Origin of the sequence: Bacillus sp. Root131, from assembly GCF_001429475.1 — a bacterium.
In the GTDB taxonomy this organism is placed as follows: Bacteria; Bacillota; Bacilli; order Bacillales; family Bacillaceae_G; genus Bacillus_A; species Bacillus_A thuringiensis_S.
In genome coordinates, this window is sequence record NZ_LMJQ01000001.1 from 1,709,263 (window position 1) to 1,731,720 (window position 22,458).

Below are 22,458 nucleotides of genomic sequence, written 5' to 3' on the forward strand. Positions count from 1 at the left end.
AATAATTGTAAACCTATATTTAAAATAAGTTGACAAATACTAAATAGAAAGATAATATAACTCCTATAATATGTTATCTAAAAATCGTTTTAAGTTTACAAATAGGAGAAGCAAATATGAATACAAAAAACTTAGTTTTCGTCGCTTTATTTAGTTCTATTATGGGAGTGTTAGGGTTAATACCTCCAATTGCTCTTGCTATTACACCAGTTCCGATTACATTACAATCACTCGGTGTTATGCTTGCTGGTGGATTGTTAGGATCACGTCTTGGTGCGTTAAGTCAGCTTATTTTCTTACTTATTGTTGGAGTTGGGGCACCATTACTTGCAGGTGGACGAGGTGGTCCAGGTATATTTGTTGGGCCAAGCGCAGGATATTTACTTGGTTATATTGTAGGAGCATTTGTTATTGGTTATTTAATTGAGCGTTTACGTGAAGTTTCTATTATAAAAGTATTATGCATTAATATAATTGGTGGTATTTTCGTAGTTTATGTATTTGGTATCATTGTACAAGCATTCGTAATGGATATTTCTATATGGCAGACGATGAAAGTGAGTGTCGTATTTTTACCAGGTGATTGCATAAAAGCGATTATAGCAGCAATTCTTGTAACGAAATTACATCGTTCATTGAAACATATTATTACGCCTGCTCTAAAGAGTGGGAAATATACAAATGCGGGATAAGAAAGAGAAGAAACACGTTCATTGCGTGTTTCTTTTTATTATTTTGTAAAGAAAGGACGTCTCAAATGGGGATTACAAAAGAATATAAAAAGTATGCCTCTTTACTATCAAGTAAAATAGCAATAAAGGAAAATGATCGAGTATTAACATATAAAGAGTGGTTTGAGTCAGTATGTAAAGTAGCAAACTGGTTGAATGAAAAAGAATCGAAGAATAAAACGATAGCAATTGTATTAGAAAATAGTATGGAGTTTTTACAACTATTTGCTGGGGCTGCGATGTCTGGATGGGTTTGTGTGCCGTTAGATATAAAGTGGAAAGAGGATGAGCTCAAAGAAAGAATTGCAATTAGTAATCCGGATGTGATTGTGACAGAGCGATATAAGGTAAATGATCTACCGGATGAAGAAGGAAGAGTAATTGAAATTGATGAGTGGAAAAGAATGATAGAGAACTATCTTCCTACATATAATCCTGTAGAAAGTTTACAAAATGCTCCTTTTTATATGGGATTTACATCAGGATCAACAGGAACAGCAAAACCATTTTTACGTGCACAACAATCGTGGGTTCATAGTTTTGATTGTAATGTACATGACTTTCATATGAAAAGGGAGGATTCGATTTTAATAGCTGGGACGCTCGTTCATTCTCTTTTCTTATACGGGGCAATAAGTGCATTATATGTAGGACAAACGGTGTACATTATGAGAAAGTTCATTCCAAATCAAGTACTAGATAAGTTAGAAACTGAAAATATATCAGTTATGTATACAGTTCCGACAATGCTTGAATCTTTATATAAAGAAAATAGAGTAATAGAAAATAAAGTGAAAATTATTTCGTCAGGAGCGAAGTGGGAAGCTGAAGCGAAAGAAAAAATAAAGAATATATTTCCTTATGCGAAAAGATATGAATTTTATGGTGCATCAGAGTTAAGTTTTGTAACAGCACTAGTCGATGCAGAAAGCGAAAGAAGGCCAAATTCAGTAGGAAAACCTTGTCATAATGTGCAAGTTCGAATATGTAATGAAGCAGGCGAAGAAGTACAAAAAGGTGAAATAGGAACTGTTTATGTGAAAAGTGATCAGTTTTTTATGGGATACATAATAGATGGGGTTTTAACACGGGAGTTGAATGCAGAAGGCTGGATGACAGTGCGAGATGTAGGCTATGAAGATGAAGAAGGCTTTATATATATTGTTGGTAGAGAGAAGAATATGATTTTATTTGGAGGAATCAATATTTATCCAGAAGAAATAGAAAGTGTATTACATGAACACCCAGCTGTTGATGAAATAGTTGTAATTGGTGTGAAAGATAGTTACTGGGGTGAAAAGCCCCTCGCGATCGTAAAAGGAAGTGCTACGAAACAACAATTAAAGAGTTTTTGCTTACAGAGATTATCCTCTTTTAAAATACCGAAAGAATGGCATTTTGTAGATGGAATACCTTATACAAATAGTGGGAAAATCGCTCGTATGGAAGCAAAAAGTATGATTGAAAACCGGGAGAAAATATATGAATAGAGCAGTTATTGTAGAGGCGAAAAGAACACCTATCGGTAAGAAGAATGGGATGTTAAAAGAGTATGAAGTTCAGCAATTAGTAACGCCGCTTCTTACGTTTTTAAGTAAAGGGATTGAGAGAGAAATAGACGATGTCATGTTAGGGAATATTGTGGGGCCAGGAGGGAATATTGCGAGACTATCTGCTTTAGAGGCGGGACTTGGCTATCATATTCCTGGTGTAACGATTGATCGGCAATGTGGTGCTAGTTTAGAAGCAATTCGAACTGCGTGTCATCTCATTCAAGGCGGGGCAGGTAAGTGTTATATCGCCGGGGGAGTAGAGAGTACAAGTACGTCACCTTTTCAAAAAAGAGCACGATTTTCACCTGAAACAATTGGTGATCCTGACATGGGAGTAGCGGCTGAATATGTTGCGGAGCGTTATAACATAACGAGAGAAATGCAAGACGAGTATGCTTGTCTTAGTTATAAGCGGACACTGCAAGCGTTAGAAAAAGGATATATACATGATGAAATATTTTCTTTTAATGGATTATTAGATGAATCTATAAAGCTAGAAATGAATTATGAACGAATCATTAAAAGAACAAAGCCCGCATTTTTACAAAATGGAACAGTAACGGCAGGTAATTCGTGCGGTGTAAATGATGGAGCATGTGCCGTTCTTGTAATGGAAGAGGGACAAGCCCGAAAGTTAGGTTATAAACCTGTCCTTCGTTTCGTTCGTAGTGCTGTAGTGGGAGTGGATCCCAAGCTTCCAGGGACTGGTCCGATATTTGCGGTGAACAAATTATTAAACGAAATGAATGTAAAAGTAGAGGACATCGATTATTTTGAAATAAATGAAGCATTCGCCTCAAAAGTTGTTGCTTGCGCAAAAGAGTTACAAATTCCGTACGAAAAAGTAAATGTAAATGGTGGAGCAATTGCGCTCGGTCATCCGTACGGTGCATCTGGTGCTATGCTTGTAACACGTTTGTTTTATCAGGCACAAAGAGAGTCTATGAAATATGGAATTGCTACATTAGGAATTGGGGGCGGGATAGGGATTGCGCTATTATTTGAGAAAGTAGAAGACTAGCGAGGTAACTAGTTTTCTACTTTTTGAGGAACATAAATATTGCTACCAGGCTTCGCTTTCATTTCGTTCCAAGCAGCAATCGCATCAGCTTTTGCTTTCCCTTTATTATTTGGATCTTCGAAAAAGTCACGAGTAAAGCGATTGTATTCAAATTGTGCACCGATAGTTGTTTTGTATGTAGGGTCTTTTTTTCGTTCGTTTTCTTCATGCCAAAAAGCTACCGCGTCTTCATATGTTTTTCCAACATTCTCTTTGAAAAATTTTTGAAGAGCTACTGTAAAGCGGAAGTTTGTTCCGATTTTTTCTTTGAAAAAAGCACGAACATCTTCGCTACAGCGGTGATTGTTAGTAATAATCGTTTGAAGAGAAAGGTCTTTATAAGAGAGGGAAGCTTTACGCACTTTTTGCCCAGAGCTGTTTTTTAAGACTTTCCCCGTAGTTAAATAATGTGAGATACAATCGGTTATTTCAATCTTAGAGCCGCTAGCTGGCAACCCATTCTCACGACAAAATGTTTGGAGTTCTGCTTTTAACCAATAATAGTTTTGGAAATCTTCAAGTGATATAGACTTTGTTAAAGGTGGACGCATGAATGTAACAACTACTTTCTTCCATAATTTTCTTCAATTATAAAACGTACGTTCTTTTTATGGAAGGGGTAATTTGTAAATATAATGGGAAGAGGAGATTACATATGGAAAATGTAATGCAAGTTCGTGTTACGGGAATTTTAATTGAAGGTGAAAAATTATTGCTAGTAAAGCAAAAAGTTGCTAATAGGAATTGGTCTTTACCTGGAGGAAGAGTGGAGAATGGTGAAATGTTAGAAGAGGCGATGATTAGAGAAATGAGAGAAGAAACGGGATTAGAAGTTAAAATTAAGAAGCTACTCTATGTTTGTGATAAACCGGATGCCAGTCTATCTTTATTACATATTACATTTCTACTTGAAAAGCTTACAGGGGAAATTATGTTACCCTCTAATGAATTTGATCATAATCCAATTCATGATGTGCAAATGGTACCGATTAAAGATTTAAGTCAATATGGTTTTTCGGAAACTTTTATCACTCTTATAAGTGAAGGTTTTGCAAGTGCAGGGAGTTATCAAGGCTTGAAACAAAATATTGGTTTGTAAGTATAGAGTAAGGATAGCTGTTAGCTATCCTTACTAAAAATGCTTTACACCGCCGACTGTAAAGAAGAAACAAGCTGATTTAAAAATTCATCTCCGCTCATAATTGCTCTCCCGCCACCGCGAGCACTCTTCTTATTTCCGCCACCTTTTCCTTCGATTGTAGGAAGAGCGTCTTTTAAAAGAGCATTCATATCGAGTGATACTGATTTTCCGCAAGCGAGAATACATTGTAGTTTGTCATCATTTTCGATGACGAAATACGTAATTGCATGCTCTTGTTGTTCTGTAATAATAGCGGAAAGCTTTGCGATTTCTTGCATAGAACGATTTGTAAATACTTTAGAAATAAGTATGTCAGCATGAATTTTTATGGGCTGTAGAAGTAGTTCATTTGCCTCTGCAAATAATAATTTTTCATTCATTGTTTGTATTGCTTTTTCATTTTCTTTTTGAGAAGTAAGAAGTTGTGCTACTTTTGCTGGGATATCACTCTCGCTACTGTTTAATTGTTTAGAAACATCTTTCATAATTTGTTGCTGTTGTCCCATTAATTTAAGTGTACGCCAACCAGCGATAAACGTTAAGCGTATACCACCTTTATTGCGCTCCCATCCTAGTACTTGAATAGGACCAACTTCACCAGTTCGTTTCGGATGCGTTCCACCACAGCCGTTGTAGTCAAAGTTTTCGATAATAACAACCCGTATATTTTCTGTTATAGTCGGTTCTTTACGAAGGGGGAATGTTTTCGCTTTTTCTAAGTTCATCCATTCGATATGGATTTGATGGTTTTCGAAAACAATTTTGTTGGCAATGTTTATTGCTTTTTCAACCGTTTCTGTATGAAGATTTTCTATTTCTAAATCAATTGTTACCGTTTCTTTACCAAGGTGGAATCCAATCGTAGGTATGTTAAAATGATCCCAAAAAGCAGCAGATAAAATGTGCTGAGCCGCATGTTGCTGCATATGATCAAAACGGCGCTCCCAATTGATTTTACCTTCTACTTCTTCTGTATGTAATTTTTCTACAATGAAGTGACGAATTTCCCCATGTATCTCTTCTACATTGATTACATCGATATCATTTAATGTGCCAGTATCATGCGGTTGTCCGCCACCTGTCGGATAAAATGCGGTCTCGTTTAAAACGACGTATAAGTTACCGTCTTTATCATAATCTTGCTTTATAATTTTTGTAGTAAAGTCTTGCTTATAAGCGTCAGTGTAATATAATTTTTGCTCCAATTTTCTTTCCCCTTTCGCGTTCACTAGTTTCATTGTAAAGCAATTGAAATTAGTTTTCTAATATTTCAGAAGAAAGAAACTATTTTTAGAATTTTCTTGCTATAATAAGAAAAAGAAAATGCGGGGGTGGAATGAATATGTTATATGAAAACGGCGTAGATAAACTTCTTAGTTTAAGTAAAAATATTTCTGAATTGTATCGAGAATTAAATGAAATGACCCGGATTTTAACGGATTGTAATCGAGAAAGTGTGAAGTTTGATCGGTTATATGTAAAAGAGTTACTGTGGAAGAAAGAAGATGTAATAGAGAAATATGACCAGCTACTTGTGCAACTTTGTATAAATGAATGCTTTGATTTAAAAAGTGTCATTACAGGGGAATATAAGTATACATATGAAGAAGTAGAAAACATAGTTTTACAATTTAATGAAAAGTATAATGTCGCAATCTTAATTAAAGATGTGTGTAAAGAATTACAGTTCACATATGGAATTGATATGGACATAACGAGAACAACTCGGGTATCAACAGCTCAAGTATAGAAAAAGGAAAAGAAAGCAGATCCTTTGCTTTCTTTTTTTTATGTAAGAACGGGGAGAGTAGGTTTAGTGATGAAGGGGAAGTTACAAAATATTCATCCGTTAGGAATGACAATTATAATAGGGACTTTATTTGCGAGGTTCGCCACGTCAATGAGCATTCCTTTTTTAGCAATTTATTTAACGACTGTTAAAGGTGTATCAGCTGGAATGACAGGTGCTATTATCGGAACGAGTGCACTTGTTGGTGTTTTTGCTAGTTTTATCGGAGGGAATTTATCAGATCGATTTGGCCGGAAAACGATTATGCTCTGGTCCATGATCGTTTGGATTTTTGTGTTTATAGGTTTTTCACTTGCGGATCATGTTTTAAGTTTCTTTTTATTAAACGCTTTAAATGGATTATGTAGGTCGTTTTTTGAGCCAACATCAAGAGCATTATTATCAGATTTAACGAAACCAGAGTATCGTTTACTCGTATATAATTTGCGTTACGGTGCAATCAATGTTGGAGTGGCGATTGGCCCTCTTGTCGGATTACAGATTGGAAGCGCAAAATCTACAATTCCTTTTTTAGTAGCAGCTGGAGTGTACATTCTATATACAGCTATATTAGCATTCCAATTTAAGAAGTATCCAATTGAAAAAAAGAAAATAAATACAGAAAAACCTGTCACAATGTTAAATGCAATTCGCATTTTGCGAAAGGATGTCGTATTTTTAGTTGCTTTAGTCGGTATTATTTTGAGTAATTGTGGTTTTTCTCACTTAACGACAACAGTATCTCAATATTTTGCAAATGCACATATATTTCAGGATGGAGTGAAATTATTTTCATATATGTTAGCTTTAAATGCGATTGTTGTAGTGATTATCCAATACCCTGTTATTCAAATGTGCAAAAAGTATACACCGTTAACATCAATTATGGTGGGGACTTTATTTGTAAGCGGAGGATTATTTGGCTTTGGAATAGTAGAATCTATGCTAAGTGCTGCCGTTTGTACAATTATTTTTACAATTGGAGAAGTCTTAATGTTTTCGATGACGGATGTATTTATTGATGATATTGCTATTGCGCATCTAAAAGGAACATACTTCGGTGCGATGGGCTTTTCGGGAATTGGAGCAGTAATAGGTCCGTGGTTTGGAGGAGTACTTCTCGATTACTACGGCTACCAAAATGGGTTTGTAGTATTTTCAGCACTAGCTATATTTTCAACTGTGGCATTTCCTGTGCTTTTAGTTACAAAAGGTTTATCGAAAAAAAGATATGATGCAAATTCTAATATAGAAATGCATGCGAAATAACATAAGCCCCAGTAACCAACTGGGGCTTAGTTTATATTATATTAACTCTTAATTTGAAAAAAGAACTTTTTTTTCATGCTTATCAGCAACTTCATTTTTGGAAATATGAATGGCTAAAAATCCGTTTTCTAAGCAGGCTAGCATCTTTTTATAAATGATAGTAGTAGGTAAAGGGATTGTTCGTTGTAAGGAAATGTTTTTATGAAGTATGCATATAGCTAGGCCTGTCTCTAACTTTTTAATGAGTACATTTTGTTCAGTGACATTTTGTACATCTGTTTCCAAAATATATTCTTCTTCAGTTTCGCAAAGGTCGATGTGAATTTGATTTGGAAAGCTAAAGTTACTATAAGAATCGGAACAAAATTGATCCATCCATTCTTCGAAACCATCAACATGAAAAAGACAATTCTTCTTTTTCTTGCCCATGTAAGACACCCTCCGTAAAATATCAATTCATATCATGTTATGCATGAATGAAACAGAGGTGAAGAATAAATGATGAAATACAAACATTTTATGTTGAATGTGCACGGTATGTGAATATTTTTTATTACATATCATGATGTGCATGTTTTTTTTGGCGTGAATGGTTACGGTTTTTTACTTTATGAGATCCGCTTAATGGCTCAGGTTGTCCTTTTTTTTCTTTAGATTCACGATTGTTTTTACTCATTATATGTTACACCTCCTCTTTCTTTTTAGAATGAGAGAAGTTGACGATTTTATACAAGAATGTTTTTAGAAAAAAAGGTAAAGATAAAGGGGACTAACTATTATAGAAAGGGGATTATATAATGCCATATCATAAAGATAATCAACAAGCCTTTCAAGCGGCACAGCAAGGAGTTACACAAGCAGAAAATGCATTTAATAATATTGTGAAGAATGACCCTAACTATGGTCATGATTTAAAAGAGTTACGCCAAGAGGTTCAGGAAGCATATGAACAAATTCAAAATGCACTAGAGGTAGCTTCAGAAACACAACGTCCACAACTTGAGCAATATGAAAATAATCTCCAAAATATAATGCGAAATGTAGATCAATTAGAAAAGTAAATGAGGTTGTTGTCTATTCGACAACCTTGCTGCTTTAGTGAACGTTATGTTAAAACAGAAAATTCTTTTAATAGTTTTTTCTTTATTATGCGCAGTACATATATTTCAAGTGGAAAAAGTGGAAGCGAAAATGTTGCTCAGAAAAGAGTTAGAACCAACTGGTTATGTAACATGGGAAGTACCTAATAATGAAAAAATTATTGCAATTACATTTGATGATGGGCCAGATCCAACATATACACCGCAAGTTTTAGATTTATTACGTCAATATAAGGCTGAAGCGACATTTTTTATGATTGGATTTCGAGTTCAGCGCAATCCATATTTAGTGAACCAAGTGTTAAAAGAGGGACATGAAATTGGAAATCATACGATGAATCATTTGTATGCGAGTAATTCGTCAGATGAAAAATTAGAAAATGATATTTTAGATGGAAAGAAATTTTTTGAAAAATGGGTGAAAGAACCTTTGCTATTCCGTCCTCCTGGTGGATATATTAACGATGCTGTATTTAAAACAGCGAAAGAAGCTGGTTATCAAACTGTTCTATGGTCATGGCATCAAGATCCACGTGATTGGGCAGATCCAGGGGTTGAATCCATTGTAAATCATGTAGTGAAAAATGCTAAAAGTGGCGATATTGTATTGTTACATGATGGAGGAAATGATCGTAGTCAAACGGTAGCAGCGCTAGCAAAAATTTTACCTGAGTTGAAAAAGCAGGGCTATCGATTTGTAACGGTTTCGGAATTACTACGTTATAAACATTAGAAAAAATCCCAAAAGGAAAATAGACCTTTTGGGATTTTTCTTTACTGGTTCTTTTTACGTTTCTTATTATTTTGTCGCTCTGCTGGAGTTAAAGGCTCGTTTGCAAATTCTTCATTGTAACCAGTTCCTTGTCCTTGTGCAGATGCAACATTCATTCCTGAAATAGTATGATTTGCTTTTCTTTTACCCATTTTATTTCACCTCTATAACATTTTTTGTATGTTGAATGATGAGCAGTTCATAGTATGTATGAACTGTAAGTAAATCGCTGATAGAGCACTTTACTTTATGATAATAGTATTCATAAGGAGCATGAAAGCTATTCAAATTTAGAAACATAAAGAAAACTTATGATAATCTATAAGTTTCTTATTATTTACTTATTTAGAAAGTTGTAATAAGATATTATCGTAAGGTATTGAAAAGTTTGTCTACATTTTATATTCAGACAACTTAGTCACGTTTAACAGGGGGGAAACATAATGGTCAAACATAATCCATTTCAATCACGTGCAACTTTTGAAGTAGATGGAAAAACGTATCATTATTATGATTTGAAAGCGCTTGAAAATGCAGGGGTTGGCAACGTATCTCAATTACCATATTCCGTGAAAGTTTTACTTGAATCAGTACTTCGTCAAGTAGACGGACGTGTAATCACAGAAGAGCATGTTACAAATTTAGCGAAATGGGGAACGAAAGATGTGCAAGATATCGATGTTCCATTTAAACCATCTCGTGTAATTTTACAAGATTTCACTGGTGTTCCAGCTGTTGTTGATTTGGCTTCGCTTCGTAAAGCAATGGCAGACATGGGTGGGGATCCTGACAAAATTAATCCTGAAATTACTGTAGACCTTGTAATTGACCACTCTGTACAGGTTGATAGAGCGGGTACGGCAGACGCGCTTGCATTCAACATGGACTTAGAGTTTAAACGTAATGAAGAACGTTATAAATTTTTAAGCTGGGCACAAAAATCATTTGATAACTACCGTGCAGTTCCACCAGCTACAGGCATTGTACACCAAGTAAACCTTGAATATTTAGCACCAGTTGTTCATGCTGTGAAAAATGCTGAAGGTGACTTAGTTGCATACCCAGATTCATTAGTTGGAACAGACTCACATACAACAATGATTAACGGTATCGGCGTTCTTGGATGGGGCGTTGGTGGTATTGAAGCAGAAGCAGGAATGCTTGGACAGCCTTCATACTTCCCAGTACCTGAAGTAATCGGTGTGAAATTAACTGGCACACTTCCAAGTGGTACTACGGCAACAGACGTTGCATTAAAAGTAACACAAGTATTACGTCAAAAAGGTGTAGTTGGTAAATTTGTTGAGTTCTTCGGTAATGGACTAAAGAGTATGCCTTTAGCTGACCGTGCAACAATTTCAAATATGGCACCAGAATACGGCGCAACTTGTGGATTCTTCCCAATCGATGATATTTCATTAGAATACTTACGTTTAACAGGTAGAGATGAAGAGCAAATTCGTATTGTTGAAGAATACTGTAAAGCGAACGGTTTATTCTATACAGCAGATAGTAAAGATCCAATCTACACTGATCTTGTTGAAATTGATTTAAATACAATCGAATCTAACCTTTCTGGACCGAAACGCCCACAAGATTTAATTCCACTTTCAGATATGAAAGATGCGTTCCACAAAGCTGTTTTAGCACCAGTTGGAACACAAGGACTTGGATTTAATGAGCAAGAGTTCGATAAAGAAGTGAAGGTTACATTAGAAGATAAAGAAGTAACGATGAAAACAGGTGCAATTGCAATCGCTGCAATTACAAGCTGTACAAATACATCAAACCCATACGTATTAATTGGAGCAGGTCTAGTTGCGAAGAAAGCAATTGAAAAAGGACTTGTAGTACCTGAGTACGTAAAAACATCATTAGCACCAGGATCTAAAGTTGTTACTGAGTACTTAGATAAATCCGGTTTAACAACATATTTAGATCAATTAGGTTTCCAAACAGTTGGTTACGGTTGTACGACTTGTATCGGTAACTCTGGTCCATTAGCGCCAGAATTAGAAGAATCAATCGCAGCAAACGACTTACTAGTAACATCTGTTTTATCTGGTAACCGTAACTTTGAAGGTCGTATTCATCCTCTTGTAAAAGCAAACTACTTAGCATCACCACCACTTGTTGTGGCATATGCACTTGCAGGTACTGTTGATATTGACCTGAAAAATGATGAAATCGGTAAAGATGCAAATGGCAATGCTGTTTACTTCAATGATATTTGGCCATCAGCTAAAGAAATTGAAGATGTAGTTCAAAGCGTTGTTACATCTGAATTGTTCAAGAAAGAATATGCACAAGTATTTAACAGCAATGAGCGTTGGAATGAAATCCAAACTTCAAACGAAGCTTTATATACTTGGGATAATGATTCAACATACATTCAAAACCCACCATTCTTTGAAGGTTTATCTAAAGAGCCAGGTGAAGTTGAAACGTTATCAGGTTTACGCATAGTTGGTAAATTTGGTGATTCTGTAACAACAGACCATATTTCACCAGCAGGTTCAATTGGTAAGCACACACCAGCTGGACGCTATTTATTAGAAAACGGCGTACAACCAGTTGACTTTAACTCTTACGGTTCTCGTCGTGGTAACCATGAAGTTATGATGCGTGGTACATTTGCAAACATCCGTATTAAAAACCAAATCGCACCAGGAACAGAAGGTGGATATACAACATATTGGCCAACTGGTGAAGTAACATCAATCTATGATGCTGCTATGAAATATAAAGAAGATGGAACAGGTCTTCTAGTTGTTGCTGGTAAAGATTACGGTATGGGAAGTTCTCGTGACTGGGCTGCGAAAGGTACTAACTTATTAGGTATTAAAGCAGTAATCGCAGAAAGCTTCGAACGTATTCACCGCAGTAACTTAGTATTAATGGGTGTATTACCACTTCAATTTAAAGATGGCGAAAGTGCTGAAACGTTAGGTCTTGTTGGTAACGAGTCATTTGAAATTCAAATTGACAAAACAGTTAGACCGCGCGATCTTGTAAAAGTAGTTGCAACTGATTTAGATGGCAACGAAAAACAATTTGAAGTAGTAGCTCGTTTCGATAGTGAAGTAGAAATTGACTACTACCGTCACGGTGGTATTCTGCAAATGGTTCTTCGTGAGAAAATCGAAGAGTCAAAAGTGTCAAACTAAATAATTGAAATGAAAAATAAGGAAGCTAACAATAGTTAGCTTCCTTATTTTATGGAAAGGGATGAAACCATATGGTTTCATCCCTTTCTTTTTACTACGAAAAGTGGAGGGAACGTCATGAAAGAATATAAAAGAATATTGTGGCCGTTACGAAAAGAGAAAATATTAGTAATGGCAGCTGTATGTAGTGGGATAATTGCTACCATTTTAAATTTATCACGCCCAATTTTCATGGGATTAATTGTAGACAATCTTATTCAAAGGGAGCTAAAAGGTGCGTATTTATATATAGCTTTGTTTGCGGGTATTCGCTTTTTAATGTGGACGAACAATCTTTTATTTGATTATATAAGTTCAAAAGCGAGTCAACGTATATTACAAACGAAACGTATAGAATTATTGCGTCACTATTTCTCATTACCGTTTGAAGAGAGTGAGAAGATCAAGCAAGGGGAGTTAGAAACTTGGGTCGTATCTGATATTCCGAACTGGATCAGATTATATGGCTTTATGTTAATAGAGTATATACACGCTATTGCCCAATTTATTGGAGCTTTCATAGCACTACAACATATAGATATACAGTTTATATTGTGGGTAACTCCGTTTTTATTTTTAAGTACAATTGTTCCAATACTGATGGGAAAAAAGGTAAGAGATATTGCAAGCGTTGCTCAAAAAAATCAATCGAGTGTTGTAGAGATGGTGTCACAGTTTGTAAAGGGTATACAAGATTTACGTAGTTTACAAAAAGAAAAATGGGCTATTCGCTTATTTAAAGGAGTAACGGCACAATCTTATAAATCGGAAGTAAAGAAGACGATGATGCAACACTGCATTGGAGTAGTTGGAACAGTGATTGAAACAGGGGCATATATCGTTGTTCTCATTATAGGCGCGCAAAAAATAATGAAGGGAGAAATGGAAGTTGGCTCAATTGTTGCCGTGTTAGCCACAATTGAAATGCTCTTTTTTCCAGTCCGTTACGTTGGCGATTTATTAATGATGACACAAGTTGCAGTCGCTTCGGCAAATAGAATTTTTTCCTTTTTAGATAAACGAGTGGCAGATAGTAAGGTAGAAAGAGCGATGGGGATGACAGTAACAAATGTTTCATTTCAGGAGAATGATGAAGAGAAATGCAGAATTCATAATATTGATTTGCAAATTAATCCAGGTGAACTCGTTATTATTGTAGGAGAAAGTGGCGCAGGAAAAACAACGCTTTTAAAATTAATGACAGGGTTGTATAAACCATCTAATGGTAACATTGTTTATTATGGTGATGAGGCTCGTATGACTACAGTGTGGCAAGAACCTCGTTTCTTTCGGACGACAGTAAAAGAGAATATGTATTTCGAGGAAGAGGGTTTAGAAAATCAGTTAGAAAAAAATATTGAGCTTGTAAATGTGAAGCCGATAATTAGAGGTTTATCGGAAGGGCTTCAAACTGTACTACATAAAAGCGGTGAAGAGTTTTCGGGGGGGGGGGAAAGAAAACGTCTTGCATTATTACGTGCCATTGTTTCAAATCCGAATCTTATTATTTTAGATGAACCAACTGCGGGATTAGATCCGAGCAACCAAGAAACTATTTGGAATATGATAGAAGGATTAGGAAGAGAGGTCACGAGAATTGTGGCAACACATGATGTAGAGAAAGCGATACTAGCAGATCGTGTTGTCATAATGAAAGAAGGACGTATTGTTGCATGTGGAAGTCCTAAAAAATTAATAAATAGTCATTCGTTTTGCAAGTGATGTGAATAAAGATAAGAGTACTGCTCTTATCTTTATTCAGCATCATTTATTTGATACTCGATAGATTCTGAATGATTCAGATCAACGTTAAAGGTAGCGGTCGTAAGGAAAGTGGCAATTCCAAGAATTAAGAAAAGGACGAATGAGACTAGAGAGACGTAGAGACAAATACGCCCTACTTTCTTTTTTTTAAGGTCTTTACTAAAGAGTGAAATGATCCATGTAATAATACCGACTGGGTATAAAAGAAAACTAAGAATATATAATGTTGTTTTTTCGAATGAATTCATAAAAAATCCCCCTTTTGTTGTAGGTTTATAACTACGAGAGTAAAAAGGTGAATGGGTCCATAAGAAGATAAGCAACACTTCATTTATTTTTCTAATTATATGATAAAAAGGAAAAAATTTCACTTTAAATAAGAATATTCTAATTATTTCGACTGTGAATATTTCCAAGCTCGTCCGTATAAGCTAAAATAAGGTATATAGTATTTGGGTAATTAGGTTAATAAGAAGATAAATACGTTAGGGTGATATAAAATGTGGCGGAAGCTTACGATTATTGTAGTGTTACTTTGTTTAGCGGGATATGCAGCTTATGAACAATTTGGTAAAAAAGATCAGGCGGTACAAGGGGAGCAAGAAAAAAGTGAAGCTGCTATGAAAGAGATGATTGCAAGTAATGGTATCGAAATAGGGAAGAGTGCGCCAAACTTTGAATTAACGAAGTTAGATGGAACGAATGTAAAGTTATCGGATTTAAAAGGAAAGAAAGTGATTTTAAACTTTTGGGCAACGTGGTGTGGACCATGTCAGCAAGAAATGCCGGATATGGAAGCTTTCTATAAAGAACATAAAGAGAACGTAGAAATTTTAGCAATAAATTATACGCCTTCAGAAAAAGGTGGGGGAGTAGAAAAGGTAAGCAATTTTGTTAAAGAAAAAGGAATTACTTTTCCTATTTTATTGGACAAGAACATTGATGTGACAACAGCGTATAAAGTAATTACGATTCCAACTTCGTATTTTATAGATACAAAAGGTGTCATTCAAGATAAGTTTATTGGGCCGATGACGCAAAAAGAGATGGAGAAAAGAGTTGCTAAATTAAAATAATGGTGAAAAGGTAGAGGTGGAGAGTTCCCATTTCTGCCTTTTCTTTTTCAAGTAGTAATAACTTCATGATATGATGTAAGAAATATAAACGTTTAGAGATAAAGGAGTGTATGGAGTGGGGAATGTATCCTTACCGTTAGATTATGTTGTAATTGATTTTGAAACAACAGGATTTAACCCTTATAATGATAAAATTATTCAAGTTGCAGCAGTGAAATATCGTAATCATGAATTAGTAGATCAATTTGTTTCATACGTGAATCCAGAGCGGCCAATTCCGGACCGAATAACGAGTTTAACAGGTATTACTAATTATCGCGTTTCAGATGCACCGACGATTGAAGAAGTGTTACCTTTATTTTTAGCATTTTTACATACAAATGTTATTGTGGCCCATAATGCTTCTTTTGATATGCGCTTTTTGAAAAGTAATGTAAATATGCTAGGGCTACCTGAACCTAAAAATAAAGTAATTGATACTGTATTTTTAGCGAAGAAATACATGAAGCATGCGCCTAATCATAAACTTGAAACGTTAAAGCGAATGCTTGGCATTCGTTTAAGTTCTCATAATGCATTTGACGATTGTATTACGTGTGCCGCTGTTTATCAAAAGTGTGCAGCTATTGAAGAAGAAGGGAACCGAAAAGTAAATAAGGCTGTGCTTGATGAAACTGCGGTATACGAAGCGGTGAAAGAAATGCTTGTATGTAATAAACGTAATGTAGAATGGCTACGTTGTATGAATGTAGGAAGTTATTTAGATATAAAAGCTTTTTATCCAGTTATGAGAGTAAAGGTAAAAGGGCGAAAGAAATATGTATTAACAGAAATATTAGAAGATGATGTGAAAGAAATATGTACAAGCTTAAAATGTGAACCAGCGTTAAAAAGTGAAGTTGGTAATACGAGAATTATGCTTAATAGCTTAGAGGATGTTATGAAATTAGAAAGTTATATTTTAGAACAGTATGATTTTGTGTTACAGGTGCTTCATGATTATAAAGAAAATGAAATGAATGCAGATGAAAAGTTGAAAGAGTATTTAAATATTATGGTATGAAAAACTCCGTGTGCAATATATTGTACACGGAGTTTTTTTAGGAGTACTAAAACATAAAATTTTCTTACAAATCTGATTAAAGAGTTTTTCGTTTGCTCATACTATGTAATAAGAAAGCGAAGGAGAGAGGGTGAACAACATGAGAAGAAGTCGCCGTAAATCGTTTGAAGAACTTGTAAATGAAAATAAACAACAATTATTAAGCGATCGTGATGCAATTGATCGCATTGAAGAGCGCATCGAAAAACGTTATGAAATGAAACTTTTTAAGCAAGCTGAATAATTCTTAACACTAGTACGATACTAGTGTTAAGGAGGCGATAGTAATGGGTAATCCGAAAAAAAATTCAAAAGACTTTGCACCAAATCATATTGGAACACAATCGAAAAAAGCTGGTGGAAATAAAGGAAAGCAAATGCAAGATCAAACAGGTAAACAACCGATTGTTGATAACGGTTAAAAAGGAGAATGTTATCATTCTTCTTTTTTGTGAGGAAATGAAAGATGAGTTTTTAGCAGTAATATGAAAAAAAGGGCTGACTTTTGTCAGCTCTTTTTCGTAATCGTGAAATTTTCAACGAGTAAACGCCAATTTTGCGGGAATGGTAAACCGATTTTCCAGTAACTAATACCACCTATACCTTGTTCTTTCATTAAATTGAATTTACTTTGAACAGACCGTGAATCTTCAAACCAAACTTCGTGTTGCACGCCGTTTTCATCAAAATAATTAAAATGAGGAGCTTGGGCTGTGAAATCATAACGAATAGGAACATTATATTTACGAGCTAGTGCAACAGCTGCGACGGAGCTAATTGCTTTTGCAGGTGGATTTCCTTGTTTAAATGGAAGTTTCCAATCAAACCCGTATAAATTTTGCCCCATCATAATTTTTTGTGGAGGCATTTGAGATTTTGCATATTGAAGTACTTCTTTCACTGGACCGATAGGAGAAATCGCCATCGGTGGCCCGCCCTGCCATCCCCAGTCATATGTCATAATGACGACGAAATCAACAATTTGCCCTTGCGCTTTATAATCATGAGCTTCGAAAAATTTGCCCTTTTGATTGGAACTTGTTTTCGGTACGAGAGTTGTGCTCAATGTGTACCCACTAGGTAAGCGTGTTTTTACATTTCGTAAAAAGCGATTATACGCCTCGCGGTCTTCAGGTGCTACACTTTCGAAATCGAAATGAATGTCTCGCATGCCATATTTTTCAGCTGTTTGCAAAATGTTAGTAATAAATTTGTTTTGAATCGTTGCGTCGCGTAAAATAACTGATGTTAGATCGGCACTGAAATTACCATTTTCAATATTTGTAATAACGAGCATAGGGATTGTTTTACCTTGCGTTGCAATATTAGCAATTTTAGCTGTTTCAGTAGGTTCTTTTAATGTGCCATCTCTTTTTGCCTCAAAACTAAAATAGGCTAAGTATGTTAAAAATGGATTGATGGCGCGTGTCGCATTAACTAAACTCTCTTTAATCGGTATAGTTGAAGGTTGTAAATAAGCGATGGATTCTACAGCTCGTTTTGTGCCTTTTGGTACATATAATTGTTGTCCGACATGGAGAATAGATTTTAAAGATAAATTATTAACTTTAGCTAAACTAGCGAGGGGGACATTATATGTTTGAGAAATTCGATATAGGCTGTCACCAGGCTGTACATAATAATTATTTCCTTTCGTATTAACGATAAGTGCCTGACCAACAACGAGCGTTTCAGCTGGATTTAGTCCATTGTCTTTTACTATTTCGTCAGGTGTTGATCCATATTTTGATGCCAAGCTATATACGCTATCACCACTACGAACAGTTACAATTTGAATCATATGCTGGCTCCTTTCAGTAAAAGATTCACTGTTTTTATTTTATTTTTGATGTTACTGTATTATGATTAAATGTATGCAAGGTAGCAGAAGTGAAAGAAGGCGAATACATATGTTTGTAGCAGAACATGAAGTTGAAATCCGTTATGCGGAAACAGATCAAATGGGTGTTGTTTACCATTCAAACTACTTAGTGTGGCTTGAGTTAGGTCGCACGAAACTTATACAAGATTTAGGTTTTTCATATGTTGAAATGGAGAAAGAAGGAATTATTTCTCCTGTGTTAGATTTACAAATTTCATATCGTAAAGCGATGCGTTATGGAGAAAAGGCAATCGTAAAAACATGGGTCGATACTGTGAGCCCGCTTCGCGTTGTATATGGATATGAAATATATAATGGTGATGGTGATCTTTGTATTACTGCAAGTACGACGAATATTTGTGCGAAAAAAGAAGGGTTCCGCCCTGTATCATTTAAAAAGTTATATCCTGAGTGGTATGCGAAATATGAGGAAATTAAGAAAAAATAAAAAAGCGTGGCAGAAGCCGCGCTTTTTTATTTTTCATAATTAAATTGTGGGAAGTCGTCACCTTCATGAAGTGTAACAGATAAATTATGTCCATCGAAGAACCATTCATCATCGCCTTCAATAAAGAAGTTAATACCTTCTTCTTGAATTTGAACAGCAGGGTGTGCAGGATCATCTTTACGAATACCTAAAGAAAGTCCTTTTTGCACAGTACTGCAACCACCGTATTGTACGAAAAAGCGTAGTGTTTCATTTGATTGTAAGTTTAATTCATTTTTATACCATTGTGCTGCTTCTTTTGTTACGGAAAGATTCATGTATAGTTCCTCCAAGTTATGTTGCTTTTTCTTTAGTATAAAAAATAACGCAAAAAGACGCTATTAATATGCTTCACGTTTTCTTTTTGCGTTATGTGGGTTACGATCTTATTTTTGCTTTTTTGAAAAGTTTGCTTTTGGTTCAGTTTTATTTATAATTCGTCCGATATTTGCACGGTGTTTATAAATAACCATACCTGCTAATAAACACATCGCAATAATGAAGATTTTATCCCCGCTAACAATGGATGCAATAACAGCAACAACTGCTGTTACCATAGAAGAAAGTGATACGTATCTTGTTGTAAATAAAAGGGTGAAAAATACAACAGCCAATATTGCAAAAACAACTGGTGAATAGCATAATAGCACCCCAGCAGAAGTTGCAACTGCTTTACCACCACGGAATTTCGCGAAGATCGGGTAGACATGTCCAAGAACAGCCGCTAACCCGAACCATAGTGGGTGAATATCTAATCCGAAAATCATTGGTAGACTTGTTGCTAATGTCCCTTTTAAAATGTCAGCAATTGTAACGGTAAAACCTGCTTTTTTCCCTAATGTACGGAATGTGTTTGTTCCGCCTAGATTACCGCTCCCGTGCTCACGAATATCGATTCCGTAGCCAATTTTTCCAACAACTAGTGCAAATGGAATCGAGCCAAGCAAGTAGGCAACGATAAATAAAAGATATGTAGTAACCATAAGTTCAGTCTCCTTTATTCAAATGTGTTGATAAAGGGTAAAAAGAGTTTTTCCCGTATATTGTACCATACATTTGTAAAGAGCACATTTCTTTTTTGTAAATGAAAAATTCATTATTTCGTGAAAAAAATTTCACAGTAATGTTACATTTCTCACAGAAACAGCAAGACTATATGTAGTAACATTTTAATCAAAAGACAACAACATATTGGTGGAGGGTTATAAATGTTACAAAATAATACACGTGGAGAAGAATTAATGAAAGTGTTCGAGACGATAGTCCACGGCAATGAACAAGATTTAATGCAAGAAAATGCAAATGTAGACGGCCGCTCTCCAATGGGTGTAATGGGAACGTTCGCATCTGAGAGTGCAAAATATTATGCTGTTGAGAATTTATTGTCAGATCAAGTGAAAAAAGCGATAAATGAAAATATATTATATCCACATGATTTAGATTTTTATGCGACAGGAACGACGACTTGTTCGCAAATTCCGTTAGCGCAAATGCTTGCTAACGGTTTTCATACTGGACATGGACATATGAGACAACCACAAGACATTAAAAGTGCATTGGCTCTTTCGTCTATTATTTTTCAAGCGAATCAAAATATGCAGCATGGCGGTCAATCGTTTGCACTCTTTGATATTGATTTAGCACCTTATGTACGAAAAACAATTGAGAGACATAAAAAACGATTACAATCATATCCGCTTACGAAAGAACAAATAGAAGAATTTGCATGGAAAGAAACGGAAAATGATACGTATCAAGCGTGTGAGGCTTTCGTTCATAATTCGAATAGTATGCATAGTAGGGGCGGAGGACAAGTACCGTTTATTTCTATTAATTACGGAACAGATACATCAAAAGAAGGAAGAATGTTAATTAAACAACTATTAAAAGCAACACAAGCTGGACTTGGTAAAGGAGAGACACCAATTTTTCCGATTCAAATTTTCAAGATGAAAAAAGGTGTGAATTTTGAAGAAAGTGATCCGAATTACGATTTATTTGAATTAGCATTAGAGACAACTGCAGAGCGATTATTCCCTAACTTTTCATTTTTAGATGCTCCGTTTAATACAGTGCATTATGATGGAAGACCAGAAAGTGAAGTATGTTACATGGGATGTCGTACCCGTGTTATGTCTAATATACATGGAGAAGAAACAGCGATTGGTAGAGGGAATTTATCATTTACGTCTATCAATTTAGTGAAATTAGCGTTAATTAGTGGTTCAAAAGAAGCATTTTTTGAAGCGCTAAACTACTATTTAGATTTAGGAATTAAGCAGTTATTAGAAAGATTTGCGTATCAATGTAAGAAGCGAGCAAGAGATTTTCAGTTTTTATATTCACAAGGTGTATGGCGTGGTGGAGAAGCATTGCAGCCTGAAGACTCCGTAGCTTCGATTTTAAAACAAGGGACGTTAAGTGTTGGTTTTATCGGTCTTGCGGAATGTTTAGTAGCTTTAACAGGAAAGCATCATGGGGAAGATGAAGAATCATGGAAACTTGGGTACGAAATTATTTCCTTTATGAGAGATAGAATGGATAAAGCGACAGAAGAACATCAACTAAATTTCTCGATAATTGCAACTCCAGCAGAAGGATTATCAGGAAAGTTTGTGAAAAAAGATAGAGAAGAATTTGGCGTGATTAGCGGTATAACGAACCATAATTACTATACGAATTCATTCCATATTCCAGTTTATTATAACATTCAAGCGATAAATAAAATCCGTTTAGAAGGCCCGTTCCATGCTCTCTGTAATGGAGGACACATTACGTATATTGAACTGGACGGAGCAGCGATGCATAACAAAAAGGCATTAAAACAAATTATACAAGCCATGGCAGAACATGGCGTTGGATACGGTTCAATTAATCATCCTGTTGACCGTTGTAAGTGCTGTAGTTATCACGGGGTTATTGGAAATGAATGTCCAAGTTGCGGGAATGAAGATGAGGCTAATATAGAAAGAATTCGCCGTATAACAGGCTATCTTGTAGGAGATATGTCGAAGTGGAATAGTGCGAAACGTAGTGAAGAGATAGATCGGGTGAAACATAAATGAAAGTGATGAATATTATTCATGATAGTGTAGTAGATGGAGAAGGATTGCGGACAGTCGTGTTTTTTGCGGGCTGTCCGCATCGTTGTGTCGGTTGCCATAATCCGAAATCGTGGAATATTTGCAACGGAACGGAAATGACAGTAGAAGAAATTGTGAAAGAGATTGCAAGTAATCCATTAACTGATGTAACATTTTCAGGTGGAGATCCATTTTTTCAAGCTGCTGAAGTGAAAAAGGTAGCAAAAATCGTGAAAGATTTGAAAAAAAACCTATGGATGTATACAGGTTATACGTTAGAAGAGATACAGAGTTCCCAAAATAATGATATGATAGAGTTGTTACATTATGGGGATGTTTTAGTCGATGGAAGGTTTGAAATTGAGAAAAAAGATTTAACACTTCCATTTCGCGGAAGCTCCAATCAACGTATTATTCGATTGAAAGAGTAAAAAGGCGGGATA

At 35.5% G+C, this 22,458-nt stretch carries 26 protein-coding genes; 17 read left to right on the top strand and 9 right to left on the bottom strand.

All coding sequences use genetic code 11. From position 1 onward, the window contains the following. Positions 1 to 116 precede the first annotated feature (116 nt). The 3 genes from ASE54_RS08565 (at position 117) to ASE54_RS08575 (ending at position 3,305) form a co-directional block, all read left to right on the top strand. A complete protein-coding gene (locus tag ASE54_RS08565) occupies positions 117 to 692 on the top strand; it encodes a biotin transporter BioY (protein ID WP_001093320.1) in 576 nt (191 codons plus the stop codon). A 65-nt stretch (positions 693 to 757) separates the two neighbouring features. Beyond that, positions 758 to 2,221 carry an acyl-CoA synthetase gene (locus ASE54_RS08570; RefSeq protein ID WP_000513183.1) on the top strand — a complete coding sequence of 488 codons (1,464 nt, stop codon included), beginning with the start codon at positions 758 to 760 and terminating at the stop codon, positions 2,219 to 2,221. Next, the gene (locus tag ASE54_RS08575; RefSeq protein ID WP_001078012.1) at positions 2,214 to 3,305 is read left to right on the top strand and encodes an acetyl-CoA C-acyltransferase; all 1,092 of its coding nucleotides are present in this window, start codon (positions 2,214 to 2,216) and stop codon (positions 3,303 to 3,305) included. The genes ASE54_RS08570 and ASE54_RS08575 overlap by 8 nt, the downstream gene beginning before the upstream one ends. Positions 3,306 to 3,313: 8 nt before the next feature. Here the strand turns inward: ASE54_RS08575 and ASE54_RS08580 are convergent, their stop codons facing one another. Continuing rightward, a complete protein-coding gene (locus ASE54_RS08580; protein WP_001247749.1) occupies positions 3,314 to 3,895 on the bottom strand; it encodes a DUF6434 domain-containing protein in 582 nt (193 codons plus the stop codon). Between the two features lie 104 nt (positions 3,896 to 3,999). On the opposite strand from ASE54_RS08580, the gene ASE54_RS08585 reads away from it, so the two are divergent. Next, positions 4,000 to 4,443, top strand: a complete 444-nt coding sequence (locus tag ASE54_RS08585) for an NUDIX hydrolase (protein ID WP_000432582.1) — start codon at positions 4,000 to 4,002, stop codon at positions 4,441 to 4,443. 44 nt (positions 4,444 to 4,487) lie between these two features. On the opposite strand, the gene ASE54_RS08590 is transcribed toward ASE54_RS08585, so the two are convergent. Further along, positions 4,488 to 5,690, bottom strand: a complete 1,203-nt coding sequence (locus ASE54_RS08590; RefSeq protein ID WP_000435889.1) for a serine-tRNA(Ala) deacylase AlaX — start codon at positions 5,688 to 5,690, stop codon at positions 4,488 to 4,490. A 137-nt stretch (positions 5,691 to 5,827) separates the two neighbouring features. Here ASE54_RS08590 and ASE54_RS08595 point away from each other — a divergent pair, with 137 nt between their 5' ends. Together ASE54_RS08595 and ASE54_RS08600 are read left to right on the top strand one after the other, a co-directional pair. Next, positions 5,828 to 6,235, top strand: coding sequence for a hypothetical protein (locus ASE54_RS08595; protein ID WP_000965134.1), 408 nt, complete (start codon positions 5,828 to 5,830; stop codon positions 6,233 to 6,235). A gap of 69 nt (positions 6,236 to 6,304) precedes the next feature. After that, positions 6,305 to 7,543 (top strand): MFS transporter, encoded by a 1,239-nt coding sequence (locus ASE54_RS08600; RefSeq protein WP_002082353.1) that lies wholly within the window; start codon positions 6,305 to 6,307, stop codon positions 7,541 to 7,543. Between the two features lie 48 nt (positions 7,544 to 7,591). Here ASE54_RS08600 and ASE54_RS08605 read toward each other — a convergent pair whose 3' ends face one another. Both ASE54_RS08605 and ASE54_RS08610 read right to left on the bottom strand, forming a co-directional pair. Next, positions 7,592 to 7,972: an Hsp20/alpha crystallin family protein gene (locus tag ASE54_RS08605; RefSeq protein ID WP_000516758.1), complete on the bottom strand. Its 381-nt coding sequence runs from the start codon at positions 7,970 to 7,972 to the stop codon at positions 7,592 to 7,594. A gap of 124 nt (positions 7,973 to 8,096) precedes the next feature. Next, positions 8,097 to 8,219 carry a small acid-soluble spore protein P gene (locus ASE54_RS08610; RefSeq protein WP_000042142.1) on the bottom strand — a complete coding sequence of 41 codons (123 nt, stop codon included), beginning with the start codon at positions 8,217 to 8,219 and terminating at the stop codon, positions 8,097 to 8,099. Positions 8,220 to 8,340: 121 nt separating this feature from the next. Here ASE54_RS08610 and ASE54_RS08615 point away from each other — a divergent pair, with 121 nt between their 5' ends. Continuing rightward, entirely contained in the window at positions 8,341 to 8,604 is a 264-nt protein-coding gene (locus tag ASE54_RS08615) for a hypothetical protein (RefSeq protein WP_001146303.1), read from the top strand. Positions 8,605 to 8,650: 46 nt separating this feature from the next. After that, positions 8,651 to 9,376 (top strand): polysaccharide deacetylase family sporulation protein PdaB, encoded by a 726-nt coding sequence (pdaB, locus tag ASE54_RS08620; protein WP_000917689.1) that lies wholly within the window; start codon positions 8,651 to 8,653, stop codon positions 9,374 to 9,376. Positions 9,377 to 9,417: 41 nt separating this feature from the next. On the opposite strand, the gene sspO is transcribed toward pdaB, so the two are convergent. After that, positions 9,418 to 9,567, bottom strand: coding sequence for a small acid-soluble spore protein O (sspO, locus tag ASE54_RS08625; protein ID WP_000518060.1), 150 nt, complete (start codon positions 9,565 to 9,567; stop codon positions 9,418 to 9,420). Between the two features lie 291 nt (positions 9,568 to 9,858). Between sspO and acnA the strand changes: the two genes are divergently transcribed. Then, positions 9,859 to 12,582 carry an aconitate hydratase AcnA gene (gene acnA / locus ASE54_RS08630; RefSeq protein WP_000238552.1) on the top strand — a complete coding sequence of 908 codons (2,724 nt, stop codon included), beginning with the start codon at positions 9,859 to 9,861 and terminating at the stop codon, positions 12,580 to 12,582. Positions 12,583 to 12,633: 51 nt separating this feature from the next. After that, entirely contained in the window at positions 12,634 to 14,343 is a 1,710-nt protein-coding gene (locus tag ASE54_RS08635) for an ABC transporter ATP-binding protein (protein ID WP_103656404.1), read from the top strand. A 32-nt stretch (positions 14,344 to 14,375) separates the two neighbouring features. Here the strand turns inward: ASE54_RS08635 and ASE54_RS08640 are convergent, their stop codons facing one another. Then, positions 14,376 to 14,633 carry a hypothetical protein gene (locus ASE54_RS08640; protein ID WP_001083890.1) on the bottom strand — a complete coding sequence of 86 codons (258 nt, stop codon included), beginning with the start codon at positions 14,631 to 14,633 and terminating at the stop codon, positions 14,376 to 14,378. A 252-nt stretch (positions 14,634 to 14,885) separates the two neighbouring features. Here ASE54_RS08640 and ASE54_RS08645 point away from each other — a divergent pair, with 252 nt between their 5' ends. The 4 genes from ASE54_RS08645 (at position 14,886) to sspN (ending at position 16,985) form a co-directional block, all read left to right on the top strand. Then, a complete protein-coding gene (locus tag ASE54_RS08645) occupies positions 14,886 to 15,461 on the top strand; it encodes a redoxin domain-containing protein (RefSeq protein WP_000269061.1) in 576 nt (191 codons plus the stop codon). A 115-nt stretch (positions 15,462 to 15,576) separates the two neighbouring features. Next, a complete protein-coding gene (locus tag ASE54_RS08650) occupies positions 15,577 to 16,524 on the top strand; it encodes a 3'-5' exonuclease (RefSeq protein WP_000528761.1) in 948 nt (315 codons plus the stop codon). Positions 16,525 to 16,663: 139 nt separating this feature from the next. Continuing rightward, positions 16,664 to 16,807: an FbpB family small basic protein gene (locus ASE54_RS33850; RefSeq protein ID WP_001254699.1), complete on the top strand. Its 144-nt coding sequence runs from the start codon at positions 16,664 to 16,666 to the stop codon at positions 16,805 to 16,807. Between the two features lie 43 nt (positions 16,808 to 16,850). Further along, complete coding sequence (gene sspN, locus ASE54_RS08655; RefSeq protein ID WP_000527987.1) at positions 16,851 to 16,985, top strand: acid-soluble spore protein SspN; 135 nt, start codon at positions 16,851 to 16,853, stop codon at positions 16,983 to 16,985. Positions 16,986 to 17,071: 86 nt separating this feature from the next. Here the strand turns inward: sspN and ASE54_RS08660 are convergent, their stop codons facing one another. Continuing rightward, positions 17,072 to 18,364 (bottom strand): glycosyl hydrolase family 18 protein, encoded by a 1,293-nt coding sequence (locus ASE54_RS08660; RefSeq protein ID WP_000614856.1) that lies wholly within the window; start codon positions 18,362 to 18,364, stop codon positions 17,072 to 17,074. Between the two features lie 109 nt (positions 18,365 to 18,473). Between ASE54_RS08660 and ASE54_RS08665 the strand changes: the two genes are divergently transcribed. Beyond that, positions 18,474 to 18,893 (top strand): thioesterase family protein, encoded by a 420-nt coding sequence (locus tag ASE54_RS08665; protein WP_000495808.1) that lies wholly within the window; start codon positions 18,474 to 18,476, stop codon positions 18,891 to 18,893. 26 nt (positions 18,894 to 18,919) lie between these two features. On the opposite strand, the gene ASE54_RS08670 is transcribed toward ASE54_RS08665, so the two are convergent. Together ASE54_RS08670 and plsY are read right to left on the bottom strand one after the other, a co-directional pair. Then, on the bottom strand, positions 18,920 to 19,210 hold the full coding sequence (locus ASE54_RS08670) for a HesB/YadR/YfhF family protein (protein ID WP_001054452.1): 291 nt from the start codon (positions 19,208 to 19,210) through the stop codon (positions 18,920 to 18,922). 108 nt (positions 19,211 to 19,318) lie between these two features. Next, complete coding sequence (gene plsY, locus ASE54_RS08675) at positions 19,319 to 19,915, bottom strand: glycerol-3-phosphate 1-O-acyltransferase PlsY (RefSeq protein ID WP_000258974.1); 597 nt, start codon at positions 19,913 to 19,915, stop codon at positions 19,319 to 19,321. A gap of 225 nt (positions 19,916 to 20,140) precedes the next feature. Between plsY and ASE54_RS08680 the strand changes: the two genes are divergently transcribed. Further along, positions 20,141 to 21,997, top strand: a complete 1,857-nt coding sequence (locus ASE54_RS08680) for an anaerobic ribonucleoside triphosphate reductase (RefSeq protein WP_000940083.1) — start codon at positions 20,141 to 20,143, stop codon at positions 21,995 to 21,997. Further along, the gene (nrdG, locus tag ASE54_RS08685; protein WP_000867078.1) at positions 21,994 to 22,446 is read left to right on the top strand and encodes an anaerobic ribonucleoside-triphosphate reductase activating protein; all 453 of its coding nucleotides are present in this window, start codon (positions 21,994 to 21,996) and stop codon (positions 22,444 to 22,446) included. Before ASE54_RS08680 ends, nrdG begins: the two co-directional genes overlap by 4 nt. Positions 22,447 to 22,458 lie beyond the last annotated feature (12 nt).

What these genes read in the sequence shown, in the direction of transcription:
- ASE54_RS08565 (WP_001093320.1), top strand. Translation starts at nt 117, where the DNA reads ATGAATACAAAAAACTTAGTTTTCGTCGCTTTATTTAGTTCTATTATG.
- ASE54_RS08570 (WP_000513183.1), top strand. Translation starts at nt 758, where the DNA reads ATGGGGATTACAAAAGAATATAAAAAGTATGCCTCTTTACTATCAAGT.
- ASE54_RS08575 (WP_001078012.1), top strand. Translation starts at nt 2,214, where the DNA reads ATGAATAGAGCAGTTATTGTAGAGGCGAAAAGAACACCTATCGGTAAG.
- ASE54_RS08580 (WP_001247749.1), bottom strand. Translation starts at nt 3,895, where the DNA reads ATGCGTCCACCTTTAACAAAGTCTATATCACTTGAAGATTTCCAAAAC.
- ASE54_RS08585 (WP_000432582.1), top strand. Translation starts at nt 4,000, where the DNA reads ATGGAAAATGTAATGCAAGTTCGTGTTACGGGAATTTTAATTGAAGGT.
- ASE54_RS08595 (WP_000965134.1), top strand. Translation starts at nt 5,828, where the DNA reads ATGTTATATGAAAACGGCGTAGATAAACTTCTTAGTTTAAGTAAAAAT.
- ASE54_RS08600 (WP_002082353.1), top strand. Translation starts at nt 6,305, where the DNA reads ATGAAGGGGAAGTTACAAAATATTCATCCGTTAGGAATGACAATTATA.
- ASE54_RS08605 (WP_000516758.1), bottom strand. Translation starts at nt 7,972, where the DNA reads ATGGGCAAGAAAAAGAAGAATTGTCTTTTTCATGTTGATGGTTTCGAA.
- ASE54_RS08610 (WP_000042142.1), bottom strand. Translation starts at nt 8,219, where the DNA reads ATGAGTAAAAACAATCGTGAATCTAAAGAAAAAAAAGGACAACCTGAG.
- ASE54_RS08615 (WP_001146303.1), top strand. Translation starts at nt 8,341, where the DNA reads ATGCCATATCATAAAGATAATCAACAAGCCTTTCAAGCGGCACAGCAA.
- pdaB (WP_000917689.1), top strand. Translation starts at nt 8,651, where the DNA reads ATGTTAAAACAGAAAATTCTTTTAATAGTTTTTTCTTTATTATGCGCA.
- sspO (WP_000518060.1), bottom strand. Translation starts at nt 9,567, where the DNA reads ATGGGTAAAAGAAAAGCAAATCATACTATTTCAGGAATGAATGTTGCA.
- acnA (WP_000238552.1), top strand. Translation starts at nt 9,859, where the DNA reads ATGGTCAAACATAATCCATTTCAATCACGTGCAACTTTTGAAGTAGAT.
- ASE54_RS08635 (WP_103656404.1), top strand. Translation starts at nt 12,634, where the DNA reads ATGGAAAGGGATGAAACCATATGGTTTCATCCCTTTCTTTTTACTACG.
- ASE54_RS08640 (WP_001083890.1), bottom strand. Translation starts at nt 14,633, where the DNA reads ATGAATTCATTCGAAAAAACAACATTATATATTCTTAGTTTTCTTTTA.
- ASE54_RS08645 (WP_000269061.1), top strand. Translation starts at nt 14,886, where the DNA reads ATGTGGCGGAAGCTTACGATTATTGTAGTGTTACTTTGTTTAGCGGGA.
- ASE54_RS33850 (WP_001254699.1), top strand. Translation starts at nt 16,664, where the DNA reads ATGAGAAGAAGTCGCCGTAAATCGTTTGAAGAACTTGTAAATGAAAAT.
- sspN (WP_000527987.1), top strand. Translation starts at nt 16,851, where the DNA reads ATGGGTAATCCGAAAAAAAATTCAAAAGACTTTGCACCAAATCATATT.
- ASE54_RS08660 (WP_000614856.1), bottom strand. Translation starts at nt 18,364, where the DNA reads ATGATTCAAATTGTAACTGTTCGTAGTGGTGATAGCGTATATAGCTTG.
- ASE54_RS08665 (WP_000495808.1), top strand. Translation starts at nt 18,474, where the DNA reads ATGTTTGTAGCAGAACATGAAGTTGAAATCCGTTATGCGGAAACAGAT.
- ASE54_RS08670 (WP_001054452.1), bottom strand. Translation starts at nt 19,210, where the DNA reads ATGAATCTTTCCGTAACAAAAGAAGCAGCACAATGGTATAAAAATGAA.
- plsY (WP_000258974.1), bottom strand. Translation starts at nt 19,915, where the DNA reads ATGGTTACTACATATCTTTTATTTATCGTTGCCTACTTGCTTGGCTCG.
- ASE54_RS08680 (WP_000940083.1), top strand. Translation starts at nt 20,141, where the DNA reads ATGTTACAAAATAATACACGTGGAGAAGAATTAATGAAAGTGTTCGAG.
- nrdG (WP_000867078.1), top strand. Translation starts at nt 21,994, where the DNA reads ATGAAAGTGATGAATATTATTCATGATAGTGTAGTAGATGGAGAAGGA.